At 38.9% G+C, this 20534-nt stretch carries 14 protein-coding genes; 6 read left to right on the top strand and 8 right to left on the bottom strand.

The window, feature by feature from the left end; all coding sequences use genetic code 11:
• Positions 1-114: 114 nt before the first annotated feature.
• From FLEMA_RS73530 to FLEMA_RS73515, 4 genes are all read right to left on the bottom strand, one after another.
• On the bottom strand, positions 115-1287 hold the full coding sequence (locus FLEMA_RS73530; RefSeq protein WP_044173355.1) for a pyridoxal phosphate-dependent aminotransferase: 1173 nt from the start codon (positions 1285-1287) through the stop codon (positions 115-117).
• Positions 1288-2046: 759 nt separating this feature from the next.
• Positions 2047-2529: a hypothetical protein gene (locus tag FLEMA_RS73525; RefSeq protein ID WP_044173353.1), complete on the bottom strand. Its 483-nt coding sequence runs from the start codon at positions 2527-2529 to the stop codon at positions 2047-2049.
• A gap of 73 nt (positions 2530-2602) precedes the next feature.
• Positions 2603-4072: a SusD/RagB family nutrient-binding outer membrane lipoprotein gene (locus FLEMA_RS73520; protein WP_044175171.1), complete on the bottom strand. Its 1470-nt coding sequence runs from the start codon at positions 4070-4072 to the stop codon at positions 2603-2605.
• Between the two features lie 93 nt (positions 4073-4165).
• Positions 4166-7345: a SusC/RagA family TonB-linked outer membrane protein gene (locus tag FLEMA_RS73515; RefSeq protein ID WP_044175169.1), complete on the bottom strand. Its 3180-nt coding sequence runs from the start codon at positions 7343-7345 to the stop codon at positions 4166-4168.
• An 828-nt stretch (positions 7346-8173) separates the two neighbouring features.
• Between FLEMA_RS73515 and FLEMA_RS0150305 the strand changes: the two genes are divergently transcribed.
• Both FLEMA_RS0150305 and FLEMA_RS0150290 read left to right on the top strand, forming a co-directional pair.
• Positions 8174-8719 carry a YfiT family bacillithiol transferase gene (locus tag FLEMA_RS0150305; protein ID WP_310587236.1) on the top strand — a complete coding sequence of 182 codons (546 nt, stop codon included), beginning with the start codon at positions 8174-8176 and terminating at the stop codon, positions 8717-8719.
• A 229-nt stretch (positions 8720-8948) separates the two neighbouring features.
• On the top strand, positions 8949-10187 hold the full coding sequence (locus FLEMA_RS0150290) for a NupC/NupG family nucleoside CNT transporter (RefSeq protein WP_026997111.1): 1239 nt from the start codon (positions 8949-8951) through the stop codon (positions 10185-10187).
• A 354-nt stretch (positions 10188-10541) separates the two neighbouring features.
• Here the strand turns inward: FLEMA_RS0150290 and FLEMA_RS73510 are convergent, their stop codons facing one another.
• Complete coding sequence (locus tag FLEMA_RS73510) at positions 10542-11030, bottom strand: gamma carbonic anhydrase family protein (protein WP_044173351.1); 489 nt, start codon at positions 11028-11030, stop codon at positions 10542-10544.
• A gap of 155 nt (positions 11031-11185) precedes the next feature.
• On the opposite strand from FLEMA_RS73510, the gene FLEMA_RS0150255 reads away from it, so the two are divergent.
• The 3 genes from FLEMA_RS0150255 (at position 11186) to FLEMA_RS0150225 (ending at position 16086) form a co-directional block, all read left to right on the top strand.
• On the top strand, positions 11186-12976 hold the full coding sequence (locus FLEMA_RS0150255; protein WP_026997965.1) for a 3-keto-alpha-glucoside-1,2-lyase-like domain-containing protein: 1791 nt from the start codon (positions 11186-11188) through the stop codon (positions 12974-12976).
• Between the two features lie 163 nt (positions 12977-13139).
• Positions 13140-15140, top strand: coding sequence for a DUF7133 domain-containing protein (locus tag FLEMA_RS73505; protein ID WP_144080148.1), 2001 nt, complete (start codon positions 13140-13142; stop codon positions 15138-15140).
• A 568-nt stretch (positions 15141-15708) separates the two neighbouring features.
• On the top strand, positions 15709-16086 hold the full coding sequence (locus FLEMA_RS0150225; RefSeq protein WP_026997110.1) for a rhodanese-like domain-containing protein: 378 nt from the start codon (positions 15709-15711) through the stop codon (positions 16084-16086).
• 72 nt (positions 16087-16158) lie between these two features.
• Here the strand turns inward: FLEMA_RS0150225 and FLEMA_RS73500 are convergent, their stop codons facing one another.
• Complete coding sequence (locus FLEMA_RS73500; RefSeq protein WP_044173349.1) at positions 16159-16710, bottom strand: methyltransferase domain-containing protein; 552 nt, start codon at positions 16708-16710, stop codon at positions 16159-16161.
• Between the two features lie 279 nt (positions 16711-16989).
• Positions 16990-17943, bottom strand: coding sequence for a DUF8428 domain-containing protein (locus FLEMA_RS73495; RefSeq protein WP_044173348.1), 954 nt, complete (start codon positions 17941-17943; stop codon positions 16990-16992).
• A gap of 488 nt (positions 17944-18431) precedes the next feature.
• On the opposite strand from FLEMA_RS73495, the gene nadB reads away from it, so the two are divergent.
• Entirely contained in the window at positions 18432-20015 is a 1584-nt protein-coding gene (nadB, locus tag FLEMA_RS0150180; protein ID WP_026997108.1) for an L-aspartate oxidase, read from the top strand.
• Positions 20016-20161: 146 nt separating this feature from the next.
• On the opposite strand, the gene FLEMA_RS73490 is transcribed toward nadB, so the two are convergent.
• A complete protein-coding gene (locus tag FLEMA_RS73490; RefSeq protein WP_044173346.1) occupies positions 20162-20443 on the bottom strand; it encodes an SCP2 sterol-binding domain-containing protein in 282 nt (93 codons plus the stop codon).
• Between the last annotated feature and the right edge of the window lie 91 nt (positions 20444-20534).

Raw genomic sequence — 20534 nt, 5'->3', positions numbered from 1 at the left:
TAGCTTTTGAACTTTGTTGATATTTACAAAGGTTTTTTATAAACAAAAAAACTATAAGTATAACTAAATCAAATAGTTAGACAACAATCAAAAGCGATGACTTTTATCAATTATCTAAGATGCAATTTTAGAGAATGCTTCTGCAAATATTTTCATTTCGTCCATTGTACCAATTGATACACGGCACCAGTGCTGGCGGTCAAATTCCCATTTTCTTACCATTACGCCCTCGGCCATTAGCTTCGACATAAGGTCTGAGCCTTTCATTTTTACAGGAAATAATAAGAAGTTGGCCGATGAAGGAATATAAGGATAACCTGCTTTGGTAAGGAAGTCGTACGTATATTGCTTAGAAGCAGCCGTATTGGCAAGTGTTAATTTTTGGAAGTCGGTATCTTTGATAGCCGCTATTGCAGCCGCAAAAGATGGCACAGAAATATCAAACCCACCTGAGCAGTACGGTGCAATAGCTTTTAGGATTTCGGGTTTAGCAATAGCATACCCTACTCTCAAGCCTGCAAAAGCATATAGTTTAGACATTGTACGCAAAATCAACACATTTTTACCTGCATTGATAGATGCTACCATACAGTCTGTTTTAGGGTTTTTGGCATAATCGATATACGCTTCATCCACCAAAACAGGGACTTTGTCAGACACTTTGTTGATAAATGCCGTTAGGGTATCGGCTGGTAAAATTGCTCCTGTTGGGTTGTTGGGGTTGGTAATATAAACCAAGCTCTGAGAGCCATTCAAACGACCAGCAATAGCATCCAAATCGTATTGATATTCTTTGGTTAAAGGCACTTTTTCCAAAGGAATTTTTTCTTCGTTGCCCGATATATAACATGGGTCGCCACAAATGATTTTTCCTTTCATACCATACGCCACCATCGAAGCCGTAAGCAATTCAGAAGAACCAGCACCTAATAAAATATAGTTTTCGGGAACACCCTCTTTTTCTGCAATTAATTTAATTAAGTCGGCACGACCTTGACGACCATAACGGTTCGACTCGGAAATGGCACTGATCAAAGCCTGTTTTACTTTTTCAGAAGGCCCCCAAGGGTTTTCGTTAGCTCCTAAACGAGCCTTCATTACCGCAGGAGGATTGATACCCACAAAAGCTTTTTCGAGTTGAAAATCAGGTGATAGACTCATCTGCAATTCTCTTCTTATTGCTGGGCTAGCCTCTGCACGCTGAATGAAAGCTGTTGCGGCACTTAAACCTGCTGTAGCCAATACACTTTTTTTGAGCCAATCACGGCGATTGATATTGAATGACATGGTAAGACTTTGTTTTTGAAGTGATACGAAAATGATAGTCTATTATCTAATTTGTGCAGGGTATACCCCCTGTTTTAATCAATATTTACAAACAACGAGCCTATTATTAGGCTTTAATTAACACTTGTTAAGGAATTAAGCAATGAATCAGCCTAGTATTGCTCTGAAAGTTAACCAATAATCCATGCACCAAAATACGCACCTACTGCAATCAAGAGCATCTTCAAATAATCATAGAGTTTTAATACATGTTTCATCGCCCAGTAAAGTTTAGTGAAATTATGATATTAAATGGGATAGCTTCCAGAGTAATAAAGATATTTGAAAAGTTAAGGTGAAAATATGTTCAAATTTAGTACTTTTTCAATAATTCATCAAAATAAAAACAATCAATATTTAAGTTTATTTTTTCGTCATTTTTTAATCAAAAAATGAATAATAACAAAAATATAGTTTTCAAAAATGTTATATCCTGAAATATTTATGTAAAAATACAAAAAATAGGTTTTATTTAAAATAAGCAGAAACACTCAATTTCAAATCATAAACACCCCCATTTTTTGAACAAATCTAATATTAACCTCACTCCCAATTACGTATAATATAATAATTTTAGCGGCTTTTGGGCTTTGATAGGGCTATCTAACTCATTCATCATAAAGTTGGATATTGAAAGACCTGTGAAATATTAACCTCACAGGTCTATACACTATGTAGCTCGGCAAAAGCTGATGTAATGCGTAATCAAGCCTACGAAAACTACTTAACCGAAACTCTTGAAAGACGGGTAAATGCCTGACTTTTGTAGTTTCCACTCCAATTAAGTGCAATATTATTGCCTGTAGCAGGACTAGCTAAACCTAGCTCTGCCCAAGTTTTGGTTACACTTATTTTTCCGCCCGCATCTGTAGTTAATTCTGCAATCACTTTGTTGGTACTTCTTAGGGTTACAGAAATTTTTACGTTAGGCACAGGAATTGAATCTATTCCTTTGGTATAATCTAAGATATTGGTTTTGTCTAGCTCCAATATTCTAGCAGATAATGTTACAGTTCCCGCTTTGCTATAAGAAACGGTAGGCTCTGTCGAAAAGTCGCCTACTGGTGCACCATCAATAGCCACCAAAACACTCGATACAGCTCTTGGTACAAATGGGTCGTCTACTTTTTTGCATGAAGCTAAAGCCAATAAGATAAACAAGGTTAATAATACAACAGGGGGTAATTTGTCTATGTATTTCATAATTTTCTATGTTTGATTTTGGATAAGAAGAGGAATAGGTAGCTATTCCTCCACAAAAAGTATGTACCTAAAACTATTTTTCAGCCCACCACAATTTAGTTTTCATATCGTTGGGGCCACCATTGAGTTTTTCGCCAGCGGCTACATTTACGGCATTCAACGAATACTCCGACCCAGGATAAGGCAAGCGAGTAGGTATAATTCCACCATTTTCAAACAAAGCACGAGGGTCGGCAGCAGGCATCACTGGATACCCCGTACGGCGGTACTCTGTCCAAGCTTCGATACCTTGTCCAAACAAGGAAACCCATTTTTGTTCTAAAATTTTCTCACGCGATACTGCTCCTAATTTAGCAACAAGGGCATCAGCTCCAGTAATACCAAACTGTGCATAAGAAGCCTTCACACCCGCTTCAAAATAAGCTTTGGGGTCGCCTGCAATATCGCCATCAATAGCCGCCTCGGCCAAAATAAATTGTAATTCGGCGTAGGTCATAATTACTTCTGGTGCAGCAGCAGCTGTAAAATAACTCCCAATGGTTGAGCTCGACTCTAGGTAAGTTGTTGCAATGGCATCAGGCAAGCCGTTGGCATGACCTTCGTATTTTCCAGCTTTGTTAGGGTTACCATACACTTTCACGCGAGCGTCTTCTACTCCGTTCAGTTTATCAACCAATGTTTTGCTCAAGTTCCAGTCGGTACGACCATCTTGCACAATCACCTGATTCCATTCGTTGTTACTTGGCAAAATGGTTGTACATTTCAGCGAAGCGTTGTCGTCGTTGCTAGTAAAAATAGGATACTTGGTAGCATCACCCAGAATTTCGGCCATAATAGCTTTTGATTCGGCTGGCTTTTTGGCGGCTTGGCGGTTGGCTAAACGCAAACGCAAAGAGTTAGCAAATTTTTTCCATTTCAAAATATCGCCATTGTACAAAATATCACCTGAAATTCTTGCCCCTGAAACACTCAATTTCTCGTTAGCTAATTTCAAATCGGCCAATAGCCCCGCATAAACAGTTTCCATAGAATCGTACTTGGGGGTATAAATAGGCGATTCGGCTGTACCTTTTAGGGCCTCGGTATAAGGAATAGCCCCCCACATATCGGTCAATAACGAATAACTCCAAGCACGCATAACCATTGCAACACCTTCGTAGTTGGCATTTGGCGAGGCACTCCCCTCGCCCGACAATGCAATAATACGGCTGAAATTGGATTGGGCATCGTTGAAAAACCCTTTCCAGTTGTTGAGTGGCAAAGCCTGTGAAATACCGTAGTTGTCGCCTTCGTTGGAATAGATATTGCGGGTTAAATGTTGTATCCACAAAGATGCACCATCCAAATTGATACGTTCAAAACGAGTACGGTGCCCCCAGTAGCGGTCTACGGATGTTTCGATACCATAAGGTAAAAGAAACTGTGGCGTAATAGTAGAAGGGTTATTGGGGTCGATGTTCATCTTGTCGAATTCGCTTGTACACGACAGCGTACCCGTTGCAAATACCGAAAGAAATACAAATATTTTTGAATATTTTTTCATATTAAAGCTCATTTTAAATGATTAGATATACCTGCTAGCATAAATTTTTTTTTACTCGACAGGTTATAAAAGCATTTGGTGTGTTGATTGGTCTTAGAAACCTAACGATAAGTTAAAACCAATACTACGAGTCGATGGAAGCTCGCCATAACCAAAACCTTGACGGTTACCGCCATTAGCATCAATTTCTGGGTCTTGATGAGGATGATTTTTGAATAACATCAAAACGTTACGTCCTACCGCCGAAACTTTGGCATATTGAAACCCAAACTTACTTACCAAAGCTTTAGGCAATGTATAACCTAAGGTAACTTCACGAAGTTTTACATAACTAGCATCAAAAATGGCTGCTTCATGATAACGACGAGGGTTGTTGTAGCCATAATATTGGTTGGCACTTACAATGATGTCGTTTGGAGCATATACTGGAGTACCGTCGGCATTGGTGCTTATTAATTTTACGCCTTGTCCAATTACACCTTCTTCACGGCCTATAGCTGTTTCGGCGTATTGGCCTGTCCAACGAGCATTGGCTGTACCTTCGTCATAAATATCGCCACCCATGCGTACATCAATCAAAGTAGATAATGATATGCCTTTATAGCTAAAGGTATTAGAAAATCCTCCTGTCCAATCTGGCTGGATATTACCCAAGATTTTTTGTTGAGTTGACAACACCGGTAAACCATTTTGTAGAATCAATTGGCCATCGACAGTACGTTCAAAACCATAACCATAAAGTGTACCATAAGGCTGCCCTACACGAGCTTCAGATGTTAGGCCTCGGCGTTCGTTCAATACATAAGTGGTAAGTCCTTCGGCCAGTTCAACCACTTTGTTGCGGTTACGAGCAAAATTGAAGCTTACGTCCCAGCTAAAGCCATTGGCTAATTTCAAAGGTGTTCCCGATAAAGTAATTTCAATACCTTTATTGGTGATTTGCCCAGCATTCAAAATACGTGTATTATAACCTGTCGATTTTGAGATTTCTACCCCTAAAATCTGATTTTTAGTACTTTGGTCATAATAGGTAACATCCAAGCCCAACTTGCCTTTCAAAAATCTCAAGTCCAAACCAGCTTCAATACCTGTTGTAATTTCAGGCTTCAAGGTAGCATTTGAAATGGTGGTATTTTCGTAAAATTCAGGAATAGAGCCGTTCCATGATGTTCCAGCACGGAAAGTTTGGGTTAACTGGTATGGGTCGGCATCATTACCAACTTGTGCCCAGCTTACTCTGGCTTTGGCAAAAGATAAAATATCGCTTCTGAGTCCATCAATCAGGTCGGTAAACACCGTACTCAATGATGCCGATGGATAAAAGTAAGAGCGGTTGGTTGATGGCAATGTAGAAGACCAGTCGTTACGAGCGGTCAAGTCTAAGAATACTGCATTTTTGTAACCCAAATTTACTGCTCCAAATGCACTTTGTACTTCTTGTTTCTGAATAGCCGACTGAATAGTATTTTGGCTTGGTACGGCGTTTCCTGCATTGTACAAGCCATCAATTACTAGCTCGCCCACATACAAGTAATTTCTTTTATAATAGTTGGTTCTATTAATAGCTCCAGCTTGTGCATTAAATGAAAGGTCTTTTGTAACGTTTCCTTTATACGTTAGTATCACATCGGTGTTTGTTTCTTGACGACGCAGAACATCTTCCGAGAAACGCCCAGGGGTACGGTTACCATTTCGCACACGCTCGAAGTTCACAATTGTAATGCGAGTATCTGTCCAAAGGTCAGTACCTGTTCGCAACATAACACTCAACGAAGGTAGAATTTTATAAGTCAAAGCAACATTACCAACCAAACGATCCTTCTCGTTAGAAGCAGGCAACATTTCTTGCAAATAATAAGGGTTGGTAAAAAACGTATGTTGCCAGTTTGGTGGGTCATTGTCTGGCAATCTACCTGCTACAGCACGCTGAATATGTGTGCCTGTGTACGAACGCCAGTCACGCAACTGAGCCCAAGAAATATGGCGATGCGACCATATAAACTCCTGACCACCAGTATAACTACGGTTATCAGAACCTGACTTAACATATTCGGCCGAAACAGACACATTAAGTTTTGGCGTGAAGTTGTAGCCAGAGTTGAATTTGAAGTTGTTTCTGTAAAAATCATTAAAAAACATGATTCCTTTTTGGTCGAGACGACCAACCGACAAGCGGAAGTTTCCTTTGTCGTTTCCACCCGAAACAGCTACGTTGTTGGTAAAAGTAGTACCTGTTTGCCAAAATTCATTAAAATTGTTGGGTTGAGGTGTCAATGGAGCTACCTCTTTGCCTGTCCACCATTGGCGAACCAAACGGCCATCCATAGGAGCACCCCAGCTTTCGTCAGTACCTTCTGTACCACTCAATGGGGCATTGGGGCCATAAGCAGCACGGTATTGGGCAATTTCGAGAGGGTCGGAAATTGAGCCAGACCAGCCGTCGTTGTACCAAGTACGATAACCATTGCCACCACCATAAATATTTTGGAAATTGGGTGAAATAAACGGACGCTCAGCAATAAAGTTAGAGTTGATTTCGACACCGATGCCTTTAGTACCTGAGCCGTTTTTGGTAGTAATCAAAATTACACCATTGGCAGCACGTGAGCCATAAAGAGCCGCAGCATTGGGGCCTTTCAATACCGAAATATCTTTGATATTATCAGGACTCACTTCAGAAAGTCCTGAGCCGTATTGTTTGTCAAAAGATTGTTGAATAGGTACTCCATCAATTACAACCAAAGGTTGGTTATTGCCAGAAACTGATGATGAACCCCGAATTTGGATGGTTGAGGCAGCACCTGGCCCCGAACTTGTATTGACTCTGAAACCCGCAATTTTACCCGACAAAGCATTGGCAACATTCGACGAACGAGCCTCAGCAACAGCACTTCCTTTTAGTTCTTGTTGTGAAAAGCCCAAAGCTTTCTTTTCACGCTCGATACCAAAGGCTGTTACCACTACTTCATTCAATACCTTAATATCGTTGGTCATTTTAAGGTTTATAACAGAACGACCAGCTACTCCTTCTTCTATTGGAGTCATACCTACAAAGGTAAATACCAGTACGTCGGTTGGTAAACAAGATATTTTGAAAATACCTTCGGCAGTGGTGTTTGTACCTGTTGATGAACCTTTTACCAAGACCGTAACACCTGGCATAGGTACATTATCTTCTGCCGATACCACTTTACCTGTAACTACTTGCTTTTGGGCATAAGTAGAAAAGGAAAATAGGGCTATCCCCAAGATAAACAATAGAAATTTCCTCATATTATGAATTTTAGATTTATGTACTCCCAAGCAGTCCGTTTGGTATGTATTTTTCAATATCAGCTTCAAAGCCATTGAATACTCTCCAATGAAAAACATACCTCCGACAACTCCTTGTTTGTACGGTTAACTATGAATGTGATTTAGGTTAATTCTGCTCGAAAAGGTAATACTCTATAAGCCCAATGATTTTAAGACCATTGGAATAAGGCAAAAGAATAACAACCATAACTTTTTGGTTATGAATCAACTATCATAAAAATTTTGCGTACTTAACTGATTTCTTAGCAAGCTTATAAAGTTTATTGATAAATGAAGCTGTTTTGGATTGTTTTTGAAATTTTGGATAATATTGTTTATGCTAGCTAAGAAATAATACTCAATTGACGTTTTAGTTTGTTTTAAATGGTTTATCTATTTCAATATTATATTCTGTTTTTCAGAAAAAAACATATTCGAGTTTACGCAATTAATCTAAAAAACCAAATTAAATTTTCAATAATTTTTGCTTTTACAATTTATTATTCAAATAGTTATATATTCAAAAAACAATCATATAATTATTACTATAAAATATTTAACAATTACCACAATGGATATTTTTGTGCTATATCCCAAAATCTTTCAAATAGCATTTTTAGAAGAATTATATCCTAAGCATTATTACTTAATCAATTGTTTTACAAACAATTATAGAAGTAGTGTAACGTATATAAAATATTTTTTATCAAAGGCAATTATCAGAGAAATTGGCACTTATAATTAAATTTTAATGATTATCAATTATCTTACACTTGATTCTATTTCTAAACTAATCTCCAAAACTTCATGATGCAAGAATCCAATATTGAACTCCTAAAATATCCTATTGGGGTATTTGAAAAACCACAGGAAGTCACAGAAGCCATCCTAGCAACTTGGGTGAAAGATATTATTGATTTACCTCAGCAACTTAGACAGGCTGTTGCCAACCTAACCGAAGAACAATTAGAAATACCCTACCGCCCCGACGGCTGGACAGTCAGACAAACGGTACATCATGTCGCAGATTCTCATATTAATGCCTATATTCGTTTTAAGCTAGCTCTCACCGAATCAACTCCAACTATCAAGCCTTATGAAGAAGGCTTGTGGGCCGAGCTACCCGACGGCAAAAATGCTCCTATTGAGTGGTCGTTAGAGCTACTAGAAATGCTACACAAGCGTTGGGGGATGCTATTAGAAAATTTATCGGAAAGAGAATATGCCAAAAAATTTTATCATCCAGCCACAAGGCATGAAAATTCTTTGAAAATTATCACAGGAATGTACTCGTGGCATGGAAGGCATCATGTAGCCCATATCAATACCCTTAGAAAAAGAATGGACTGGTAAATACACTTGAATTTTGCTTTGTAAAAGATATATGTCAAAAGAATCGATAATGATGAAATTTGCCAAAAGGTGGTAAATTCTTCCCTTATTTTCTTAAAAAAAACCTATAATTAGTTGCAGTCGATTATATCTTCATAGAGGTTTAGTAGTTTTTTCCTATCTTTACCCGTTTTGCAAAATTCATCAACAAAAAAACTAAGCACTAATTTCGCACTAATACAAGTAAAATATGGAACGCTTCACAGGACTTATCGGAATTGTATTGATATTGGGCATTGCCTATTTGATGTCAAACAACCGAAAAGCTATCAATTATCGTACAGTTGGAGTAGGCTTGGGCTTACAGGCTTCGCTTGCTGTATTTATTCTCAAAACAACACTCGGACAACATATATTCACTTGGCTAGGCGAGAAAATCAAGCGATTGCTTGAGATGGCCGACAAAGGTGCTGAATTTGTATTTAGCCCACTTGTAAAACAAGAATTATTAGGTAAAGTTTTTGGGCCCGAAAATGGTTTTATCTTCTTTTTCAAAGTTGTTCCTACCATTATTTTTGTGGCGGTGCTTGTCAATATCTTGTATCATATTGGCCTTATGCAGCGTATTGTTGCGGTAATGGCCAAAGGTATGAAATGGCTTATGGGCGTAAGTGGTGCCGAGGCGGTTTCAAACGTGGCAAGTACTTTTGTAGGTCAGGTAGAGGCTCAAATCATGATCAAGCCTTATCTGAAAGGAATGACTAACTCCGAATTGTTGGCTTCTATGACTGGTAGCTTTGCCTGTATTGCAGGTGGCGTAATGGCTACTTATATTGCCTTGGGTGTACCAGCTCAGTATTTGTTGGCGGCCAGTATTATGGCGGCTCCGGGGGCTTTGGTTATTTCAAAAATTGTAATGCCCGAAACAGAAGAATCTGAAACACAAGGTGTTGTAAAACTAAAAGTTGAAAAAGCTCACGTAAATCTTGTAGATGCTATTGCTGGCGGTGCAAGCGACGGCCTCAAAGTCGGTATGAACGTTGTGGCTATGTTAATTGGTTTTATTGCATTAATTGCCTTGTTGGATTTGATTTTAGGAAAAGTAGGTTTGGTAGTAGGCCTTCCAGAATTGAGCTTCAATTTTATTTTAGGAAAACTATTTGCTGTTTTTGCTTGGGCAATGGGCGTACCTACCAAAGACATCGAGGCTGCTGGGGCATTGATGGGTACCAAAATGGTTGTAAACGAGTTTGTAGCCTATTTGGATTTGATGAAAATGCAACATACCCTCAACCCCAAAACTATTGCTATTACTAGCTTTGCACTCTGTGGTTTTGCCAATTTTAGTTCGGTAGCTATTCAGATTGGTGGTATTGGCGAATTAGCCCCAAGCCGTCGTTCTGACTTGGCCAAATTAGGTTTCAAGGCCTTGATTTGTGGTACATTAGCCAGTTATTTGTCGGCAACTTTAGCAGGTTTACTGTTATAGAAAAGTTTTTGGGGCGTATAAAAAAATTCATCCCAGATTTAGTGAATGCTGATTGAGAGAATCAGTGATTATTTTTGAATATGCTTTTCACCAGTAGAGACACAATGCTTTGCGGCTAAAGAATAGTCATTCTGATATTTAATATGCAAAAGGCGTTCGAAAAACTAATTTCGAACGCCTTTTGCATAGTCCTCAATTCCTATCATTTGAGCAATTGACAAGCCTCTTCAAAGTTCACTCATGACGACCTGATGAATCCCAACAAACACAAATAGAAGTCTGTTTTAATATTACCTAAAATTCAGGATGACTCATATTGCATCATGATAAACTATGGCAATAGCAACCTCTGCTTTATGTCAACAAAGGATAATCGCCGTTGGCGTGTTTTTCGGCCATTGCTACATAATGTTCTGCCCCAAGCTTGATTTTTTCGGCTTGTTCAGGAGTCATTTGTCTTATTACTTTGGCGGGTGCTCCTACAGCCAGCGAATAGTCGGGTATTTCCATTTTTTCAGTTACTAGTGCATGAGCTCCAATAATACACCCTTTGCCAATTTTGGCTTTGTTTAGTACAGTTGCACGCATACCTATTAGCGAGCCATCGCCCACAACAGCACCATGTACAATAGCCCCATGACCTATCGTTACCGACTCACCAATAATAGTGGGGTCGCCGGGGTCGGCATGTAATACGGCTGTGTCTTGAATATTGGAATAATCGCCAATGATAATCTGCTCGACATCAGCCCTAATAACCGCCCCATACCAAACCGATACCCCTTTCCCAAAAACGACATTGCCCATCACAGAGGCATTAGGAGCAATAAATACTTTTTCCATATTGTTATTGATGTTTATTGGATAATCTTATTTTCATAACCCTCCACTCAAAAATAACTTTCCCTACTTTCAGGATAGCAATTTTCATCTATAGTGTTAAATTTAGGGGCTGATTCCCAATTTTCATTCTTTTATTCATATTAAAAAATCTTTCTATGAGAAAATTACTTTTGGTAGCGTCCTTGTGCCTTCCCCTTTTTGTATCAGCACAAGAGACTGTTTCACTGAATGATATGTCATTCTGGAAGCCAACAGGTAAAACCAACTGGCAAATTGCTGGTGAAGTAAATGCCGACCTTTCTAAGTCTGAAGCCATGACCATAACCGCTGGCAAAGGCGTTTTGGTCAACCTTCCCGATGCCAACAACCGTGCAAATCTTATTTCTGCTGCCGAATATGGCGATGTCGATGTAGAGTTTGACTTTATGATGGCTACCCATTCCAATTCGGGGTTTTATCTTCAAGGTCGTTATGAAATCCAATTATTGGATAGCTGGGGCGTAAAAAAACCTGCCTATGGCGACTGTGGAGGTATTTACAAACGTCGTAAATTTATTCCTCAAGAGTATTTGTACGAAGGGCATGCCCCTCGTGTCAATGCGTGTTTGGCACCAGGGCTATGGCAGCACATGCAAATATCTTTCCAAGCTCCTCGTTTTGATGCAGCAGGTAAAAAAATTGCCAATGCAAAGGTATTATTGATTAAATTAAACGGAGCTGTCTTGCACGAAAACGTTGAACTAACAGGCCCAACAGGCGGCCCTATCTCTGAAACTGAAGCAGCCTTAGGCCCTTTCATGATTCAAGGCGACCACGGTGCTGTGGCTTTCAGAAATATTAAAGTGGCTAATTTTAGTGGTAAACCTGCTACAATGAGTCCTGTTAGCTACAAGGTGTTTTATGGTAAATTCAAAGAACCTAAAGATTTCTTGAGCAAAAAACCAGATGCTACTGGCTCTATCGACAAGCTTTCTTGGGATGTAAGTAAACAAACTAATGATTTTGCCCAAATTTTTACTACTACTTTAGATATTCCTAAGGCTGGAAACCACACTTTTGAGTTTCAATTGGCTGGAAAATATTATGTAAATGTAAATGGCAAAGAGCTTTTACCAGATGCTTGGACACAGTCGAGAGACAAGCGTTCGGCCGAAATCGAACTGCCTGCTGGGAAAGTACCTGTTGAAATTACTGTTTATAAAACCGACGGTTGGATGCCTCCTATTTTGGGAATGTGGGTAAAAGGACCAAGTTTCCGTTCAACAGCTTATCATACTTTGGCTTCAACATTGTCTGGCCCTCCTGCCGACCCTATTTTGCTAGATGCCAAAGAACCTCTTGTATTCCGTTCATTCACAGACTTATATGATAATGGTAAAAAAATCAAACGTGTTGTTCATGCTGTAAACGTAGGTAACCCAAGCAACTTACACTATACTTATGATTTAGACAATGGTGCTATTGTTCAAATCTGGAAAGGCGACTTCTTGGATACATCACCTATGTGGGACGATCGTGGCGATGGTTCATCACGTGCCCGTGGTGCATTGCTTACCCTTACCGATAGCCCTGTAGTAGTGGCCAATGCCGACAAAGCAACGTTGTTGGACGTACCAGCCAATTACCGCCCTTTAGGGTATGTGCTAGATGCCAACGACTTACCAACTTTCCGTTATCAAATAGCTAATAGCGAGATTGAAGACCAAATCCGTGTAACCGACGACAAATATTTGCTTCGTACATTGACCTTCAAAACGCCTGCTGCTAACCAGTCGGTTCGATTGGCTGTTGGCAAGGACATCAGCAAGTTATCTGACGATACTTATCTTGTTGATGGCAAAAGCTACTATATCAAAGCTACAGGAGCAAGTATTGAAAAAGCTGGCGATAAAACTATTTTGACAGTGCCAGTTGCTGAAAAAGTTCAATATTCAATTATGTGGTAATGTATGGCTAGAGGCTCGGAGAAAAAGATTATTGTATATTTCTGAGCTAATTAAGTAATAGAGCGAATGATTGAATCATTAAAAATCTTCAATCAAATTCAACATCTCACTTACTTATATCGAGCGGTATGCTATTTCACCATTTATTTAGATTTTTAACGCAATGAATATAAAATCATTTTTTAACACATTTAGCAAATCACTCCTCCTTGCAGGGTGTATTGGCTCAGGGGCTTTAGCACAAAATACCCCTACAGAAAACGATTATTACAAAATCGTTAAAATACCTATTCCAGAAGGGATTGTGCTTGAAGTTGGTGGTTTAATTACTCTTCCCAATGGCGACTTGGCTGCTTCTACACGTCGTGGCGATGTCTATATTATCGAAAACCCAACTTCTAGCAAACCCAACTTTCGCAAATTTGCGAGTGGCCTGCACGAAATTTTGGGCTTGGCTTTCAAAGACAACAACCTGTATTGTGCACAACGTGGTGAACTTACAAGATTAGTTGACAAAAATGGAGACGGCAAAGCCGACCGTTATGAAACGGTATATGCTTGGCCTATTTCGGGTCACTACCACGAATATTCTTTTGGCCCTAAAGTTGGCCCTGATGGCTCTTTTTATGTAACAGCCAACGTTGGCTTTGGTAACTCTGACTGGTGGGCAGGTAAGTCGCTTGTACCTTGGAGAGGCTGGACAATGAAAATTACTGAAGATGGTAAAATGGAGCCTTTTGCAGCAGGTATGCGTTCTCCATGTGGTATTGGTATGTTAAATGGCGAGTTTTTCTATGGCGACAACCAAGGTGACTGGATGGGTTCGGGCTTTATTACTCATGTTGAAAAAGGAGATTTTCTAGGCCATCCTGCTTCTTTACGCTGGGCCGACCGTCCTGAATCGCCTGTAAAAATGCGTCAAGAAATGGTTTTCTCGAAAGTTGACCCTCGTGATGACCCAAAAGTAAAACCTGAATATGTAGAAAAAGAGCGTTTACCAATGACTACTATTTATGAATTTGGTAAAAAAAGCTTCCCTAATATGGGTGTAAAATCGCCAGCCGTTTGGTTACCGCATGGGGTATTGGGTGTATCTACTTCTGAAATCATTGCAGACGAAACCAATGGAGAATTTGGACCATTTGCTGGCCAATTGTTTGTGGGTGACGAAGGTATGTCTAAAATTGCTCGTGTTTTCTTAGAAAAAGTAAACGGTCAATACCAAGGTGCATCGTTCGATTTCCGCTCGGGCTTCCGTTCGGGTGTTTTGCGTATGTCATGGGGTACAGACAACAGTATGTATGTTGGTGGTACAAACCGTGGGTGGGGTTCGGTAGGAACTGAGGCTTATGGCTTAGAAAAATTGGTATTCTCAGGAAAAACACCTTTTGAAATGAAGGCAGTAAGAGCAATGCCTGATGGCTTTGAAATTGAATTTACTTTGCCTGTCAACAAGAAAACAGCCGAAGATGTTAACAACTACGATGTATCAAGCTATATTTACAAATACCACCCTGTGTATGGTAGCCCAATTGTTGACCGCAAAGATAATGCTGTACGTGGAGCAAAAGTATCGGATGACGGCCTAAAAGTACGTATTGTAGTAGATGGCCTACGTGAAGGTTATATCCACGATATTAAGCCAGAGGGTGTAAAATCTGCTAACGATGGGCTTTCGGTATTACATGGCTCTGCTTATTATACCCTCAACAATATTCCTGCTGGCCCTAAAGCCAATATTACGTTGGTAACACCAAAAACCCGTGCACAACGTGAAAGAGTTGATGCGGGGGCTTTGGTAAACACACCTGACAATCAGATGAAAGAGGCAGCTCCAAGCACTGAAGGAATGAAGGGCTCAAACAAACCTAAGGTTGCTCCAAAAACAGCCGTAAAAGACGCTATCATTTCTGACAAAGAGGCAATGGCCTTGTTAACCAAGCATACTTGTTTGGCTTGCCATAAAGTAAATGAGCGTGCTATTGGCCCTGCTTATACAGAAGTAGCAAAACGTAAATATACAAATACTCAATTAGAAGCATTAATTGCTGAGCCAAAGCCTGAAAACTGGCCAGATTTTGCTACTCCAATGGCTCCAATGGGTCATGTTCCTAAAAAGGATATTCAAAAAATTGCTGCTTGGATTAATAACTTAAAAAAATAAGCTAAGCTATTTATTACATGAGTCATCCCGAATTTTGAGATAATTTAAAATAGAGACCTCTTGTTTGTGTTTATTGGGGTTCACGAGGTAGACCATTGTACTTTTTTTCCAATAGGGTGTGACTAAAGTTGTACTCTATTAGAAAAAAAGTACACACATGTTAGGTATTTATTGACTATTAATCAAACAAGGCGGTCGAAATTAGTTTTTCGACCGCCTTGTTTGATTAAAAAATTCGGGATAACTCATGTTTTCACCCTAATTAGTAGGTTAAACTTTTCTCAACCTTACTTTTTGTACTTACTAAAGGTTAATTTCCAACAAATTAAAGAGTTAGCAAAAGAGTAACTAAAATCTGGTGTTTACGAACTAACCAACTTTTTAATGTATTTTTATTTTGTACACGTTTGGGTTGTTTTGTGCCGATAAAAAAAACATATTCATAGACCAATCATATTAAAGCGTTGTGCTTAACCGTTTAAAAGTTTATTAAAGAAGAATAAAAATTCTTATTGACAATACATACCGATATGATTTAACTTGCATATTATACCAGCTGCTAAGAACCATGAAAACGATTGCTATATCTTTTGTCCTCAGTACATCTTTGTTGCTACACAATTGTGTAGTAGAGGAGAATCTTAATGTTAGCCCTCACGAATTTGCAGAACTAGTGAAAAACAATCCTGATATTCAGATTGTAGATGTAAGAACACCCAAAGAATGGCAAACTGGCAAAGTTCAATCGGCTCAGTGTATTGATTATTTTGATCCAACACTCCTACAAAAAATCGAATCGCTCAATAAGGATAAACCAATATTGTTATATTGTGCATCGGGCGGAAGAAGTGCCGAAGTAGCCGATATGTTGCGTGAATATGGCTTCAAAAAAATCTATAATCTTAAAGGCGGCTATAAAGACTTGTTGAAAGAAGGGATAAAATGACACTACGTGAGTGAGTTTTGTGGCAGATATACATTACTGACAATTTGTATGCTTCACAACAACTACATATTTTTACGTTGACGAGTCTGTTGATTTCTTCAATACATAAATCCAAACGGCATTACCCTTATCTACTTTTTGTTTTACCTCAAAGCCTTTTTGTTCCACTTTTCTTAGTAATATTTCCTCGGTAAATAGTGGTAAACCACAGCCTTCATGTAGTACTCCGTTTGTCTGAGCGATAGTTTCTTCTATAAATAATAGTCCATTGGGTCGGAGGATTTGGTTAATATCATCCAATATTTCGTCCAAAAAAAGGATTTCATGCAGACTGTTGATTACCAAAACTTTATCGAAAAAGTTTTTTGGCAAATTAGTAGCTTGTGGCGTGCCTAATACGGCATAAAAAATACCCTGAATCGTTTTATTTTGCTGCTTTTCCCAGTATTTTACGGTATAATCTACTTCTTCTTGATTACAACTATGTGGGTCTATATCTTGCAAATAAAAGGTTAAACCATCTTGCCAGCTCGCAAAACCTACCTCCCAAACACCAGAGGCCGCACCAATTGAAGCAATCACTTCACCCGCTTGAAATTGGTATGTTTCAAATGATTTTTGCATAAAAAGAACGAAGCCTCAATATATTTTTTGCAAACTGGCAAAATATTACCTGTGAATACCTTAAACCTACACCATACTATAGCCAAATAAGGTTATATTCCCCAAAATACTGCTCAGAATCAGGGCTTTTAGGATAAAAACTTTTTTAGGCGTGTTTTGGATTATACAACAACTAGCTTAGAGGTTTTTTCTATGAGCTAGCCAATAAATTCACCAGTTACAAGACATTATCTTCCGCATACTTGCCAAATTACGCCTCCAAAATCCATAAATTGCTCATTATTTTATATCAAAACTACCGTTTCCAATAGCAAACCCCTCTGCAAATAGCTCTATTTTGTAATGCCCCGAACGATACTGAATGGCATTGCCACGATTATAGATTATTTCTACACCCTGGCCGTTATTTTGGAAGAAAATTTCTTTTTTAGCAGTATAATTAGCCTCTTTACCAAAGAGATCGAAAGTACCCGAACCAACGCCAGTATCGTACAAAACGGCTCCGTCGGGGTCTAATACTCGCAAGTAAATCGTCTTGTTGTCCTGTTTGGCAATAGCATTAGGTAACAATGAAAAAATCACCTTAATTTTATCGACTTTCGATGCTCTATAAACACCCCCATCACGTTCTTTTCCTCGGTCAGAAATTGCCAAAGCTTGTACAAACTGAGCTTGTAAAGCCGATGCACGAGTTACTTTGGCTGTTAGTTCACGATTGCGACGCGAAACATTATCGACCGAATCGCTGAGGTTTTGTTTTTGAGTCTTTAAATCAATATTCTCAGAAGACAAATTGGTATTTTGAGAAACCAATGTTTTATTTTTTTCAACTAATACTCCATTCTCTTTCTTGAGTCGGTTTAGTTCGGCATCTTTTGTATTCAACAAACTTACATAATCTGCGATTTTGCTATCGTACTGTTGCTTACTCAAAGCACTTGTACTTACCAACTCTTCCACATCGGCTTCCAACTGCTTTTTGGCAGCCTCTAGCTCTTCTACTCTACCCCCCAACGACTTAATTTCTGCAATTTTAGCATCCAATTGAGAACCAATAGAATCCAAACTAATTCTTGCCGAAGATAGTTCTGCAACTCTTTTATGAATAATATCGTCTTGTTGTTGCTTGACACCCTTGGCTTCAAATAGTAAATAGCCCAAAAAACCAGCCAAGATGGCAAAAAAAGCCGTCCCAGCCTTCCAAAGGCCACTATTTTGTTGAGTTCCTTCCATATAGGTATTAATTAGTTTGGTATATTGTATTAGTCAAGTATTAGAGCAAGCGTAATAGACAAACACGCTTCAAAGTCCCGAAATTAACAATTTTAGCCGTATTTGGGAAATCTTGAGCAGAAAAGGTTTGTGATAAATCCCCCCTTCTACCCCTGATTATTAGCCCAATACACCTACTGTTTCTGTATACAGAAATGACTTTTGCCTAAACAAATTTAGGCTTTCGCTCAAAAGATTTTATCCTGCTTCTTTATGTTTTTTAAAACATATCTATTGTTGGCAAAGTTTTATCACTAATTTTAGAGCGTTTTTGAAAAAATCATGATTCATCAATAACTTATTTCGGTATATTAAACGCAAAAGCCCACGTACACTCCAAGTTGTATCCTTGTAGATTTTTGATAAGTATTCACCCAATAAGATGAAGTTAGGTTTTGATATTGATTCAACGAAGCTAATTGAAATACGCTAAATCATCCATACACATAATGCCAAAATACGATTTTTTAGTCATTGGCTCTGGCATTGCAGGGCTATCTTACACAGCCAAATTAGCATCGCACTTTGAAGAGCAAAATCAAGAAGTAAGAATAGCTATTATTACAAAAACCATAGCCGAAGAAACCAATACTAAATATGCCCAAGGAGGTATTGCAGCAGTTTGGGACAGCAACGATTCTTTTGAAAAGCATATTCAAGATACTATGATTGCGGGCGACTACCTGTCGGACCCCAAGGTGGTTGAAATTGTGGTTAGTGAAGCTCCTCAACGTCTCCAAGAACTTATTGAATACGGTACGCAGTTTGATAAAAAAGCAGATGGCAATTATGACCTAGTCAAAGAAGGCGGCCATTCTGACCACCGAATTTTGCACCATAAAGATTCTACTGGCAATGAAATTGAAAGGGCATTGTTGGCTAAAGTAAAGTCGTTCAAAAGTGTAGATTTCTTTACGCATTATTTTGCTATTGACCTTATTACCCAACACCATCTTGGCGAAAAAATCACTAAAGATACGCCCCATAAAAAGTGTTTTGGAGCTTATGTATTCAATACCCTTACCGGAAAACCTGAAACGTTTCTGGCAAAAACAACATTGTTGGCTACTGGGGGTATCGGGCAGATTTACCAAAGTACAACCAACCCTACAATTGCTACAGGCGATGGTATTTCGATGGCATACCGTGCCAAAGCTTTGGTGCAACACATGGAGTTTATTCAGTTTCACCCTACAGCTTTGTACCAGCCTGGCAAAAAACCGTCTTTCTTGATCTCAGAAGCGGTACGGGGGCATGGCGGTATCTTGAAAAATCAGGATGGAAAAACCTTCATGGAAAATTATGACCCTCGACTTTCTTTAGCTCCTCGCGATATTGTGGCTAGGGCTATCGATTCGGAGATGAAAAAAAATGGGGTTGAACATGTGTACCTTGATACTCGACATTTAGATGCCGATGATTTCAAACACCATTTCCCGATGATTTATCAGTATTGTAAAGATAACCTTGGCATAGACATCACTGGCAACGATATGATTCCTGTGGTGCCTGCACAGCATTATTTGTGCGGGGGTATCAAAGTAAATGAATATTCACAAACTAATATTCATTATTTGTTTGCCGCTGGCGAATGCTCGTGTACGGGATTGCATGGAGCTAACAGACTGGCTTCTAACTCATTGTTAGAGGCTATCGTATATGCTCATCGAGCATTTTTGAAGACAATCGAGATTTATGAAGAAAATACCATTCCCGACAATATTCCTAACTGGAATGACGAAGGTACAACACATCCTGAAGAATTGGTATTGGTAACCGAAATGGCTCGTGAATTGGAATCGATTATGAGTAATTATGTAGGAATTGTTCGTACCGACCGCCGCCTGAAAAGGGCTTATGACCGCCTAGAACTTATTTACCTCGAACATGAGGAACTCTATCGAGAGTCAAAATTATCTGTGCCAATTTGCCAACTTCGTAATATGATTAATGCAGCTTATTTGGTTATTAAAAATGCGATAGCTCGCAAAGAAAATCGTGGCTTGCACTATAACCTTGATAATATTAAGTAATTAATTACCATTCAGGCCTTAAAAACTCAAGTATAATGGCCTAAAATGAGCAGAAGATTCGTTCCTACAATTGTTGTTATAACATTCGCCCTATTACACAACAATTGTGTTTTCTGCTCATTTTATGGTTCTTTTTACCGCTCTCATTAGCTAAACAATTCTTTAAGTTTTAGGGCTACCATCACATTGCCTGCAAATTTGAGTTTGCCTGTAATTACCGCACTCATAGGGTCGATATGCCCATCAATCAAGCATTGCAAAACCGTAGATGTGGTTCTGAAAGAGCAGTCTGCTGTTTGGTAATCGTCTTTGACATGCCCTTTCGGGCAAATATGAATACTCCCTTCGGGTAAATCAAAACGAACAGAACCACCTAATGTGGTTAGCTTTTCACGATGTAAAGCAATTTTATTGATTAAGTTTTCCATGATTTGATGTTGTTTTGTTATAAGTAATCAAATCTATAAAATTCTAAAATAAAAAACAAGCGAAATTTCGCTATTTTATATTTTTTCGCAA

Source organism: Flectobacillus major DSM 103, assembly GCF_000427405.1.
Taxonomy (GTDB): Bacteria; Bacteroidota; Bacteroidia; order Cytophagales; family Spirosomataceae; genus Flectobacillus; species Flectobacillus major.
This window is presented reverse-complemented; position numbering and strand designations above follow the sequence as displayed.

Bases quoted from the DNA above. Each gene is read 5' to 3' on its own strand.
- FLEMA_RS73530 (WP_044173355.1), bottom strand. From the start codon at position 1,287: ATGTCATTCAATATCAATCGCCGTGATTGGCTCAAAAAAAGTGTATTG.
- FLEMA_RS73525 (WP_044173353.1), bottom strand. From the start codon at position 2,529: ATGAAATACATAGACAAATTACCCCCTGTTGTATTATTAACCTTGTTT.
- FLEMA_RS73520 (WP_044175171.1), bottom strand. From the start codon at position 4,072: ATGAAAAAATATTCAAAAATATTTGTATTTCTTTCGGTATTTGCAACG.
- FLEMA_RS73515 (WP_044175169.1), bottom strand. From the start codon at position 7,345: ATGAGGAAATTTCTATTGTTTATCTTGGGGATAGCCCTATTTTCCTTT.
- FLEMA_RS0150305 (WP_310587236.1), top strand. From the start codon at position 8,174: ATGATGCAAGAATCCAATATTGAACTCCTAAAATATCCTATTGGGGTA.
- FLEMA_RS0150290 (WP_026997111.1), top strand. From the start codon at position 8,949: ATGGAACGCTTCACAGGACTTATCGGAATTGTATTGATATTGGGCATT.
- FLEMA_RS73510 (WP_044173351.1), bottom strand. From the start codon at position 11,030: ATGGAAAAAGTATTTATTGCTCCTAATGCCTCTGTGATGGGCAATGTC.
- FLEMA_RS0150255 (WP_026997965.1), top strand. From the start codon at position 11,186: ATGAGAAAATTACTTTTGGTAGCGTCCTTGTGCCTTCCCCTTTTTGTA.
- FLEMA_RS73505 (WP_144080148.1), top strand. From the start codon at position 13,140: ATGAATATAAAATCATTTTTTAACACATTTAGCAAATCACTCCTCCTT.
- FLEMA_RS0150225 (WP_026997110.1), top strand. From the start codon at position 15,709: ATGAAAACGATTGCTATATCTTTTGTCCTCAGTACATCTTTGTTGCTA.
- FLEMA_RS73500 (WP_044173349.1), bottom strand. From the start codon at position 16,710: ATGCAAAAATCATTTGAAACATACCAATTTCAAGCGGGTGAAGTGATT.
- FLEMA_RS73495 (WP_044173348.1), bottom strand. From the start codon at position 17,943: ATGGAAGGAACTCAACAAAATAGTGGCCTTTGGAAGGCTGGGACGGCT.
- nadB (WP_026997108.1), top strand. From the start codon at position 18,432: ATGCCAAAATACGATTTTTTAGTCATTGGCTCTGGCATTGCAGGGCTA.
- FLEMA_RS73490 (WP_044173346.1), bottom strand. From the start codon at position 20,443: ATGGAAAACTTAATCAATAAAATTGCTTTACATCGTGAAAAGCTAACC.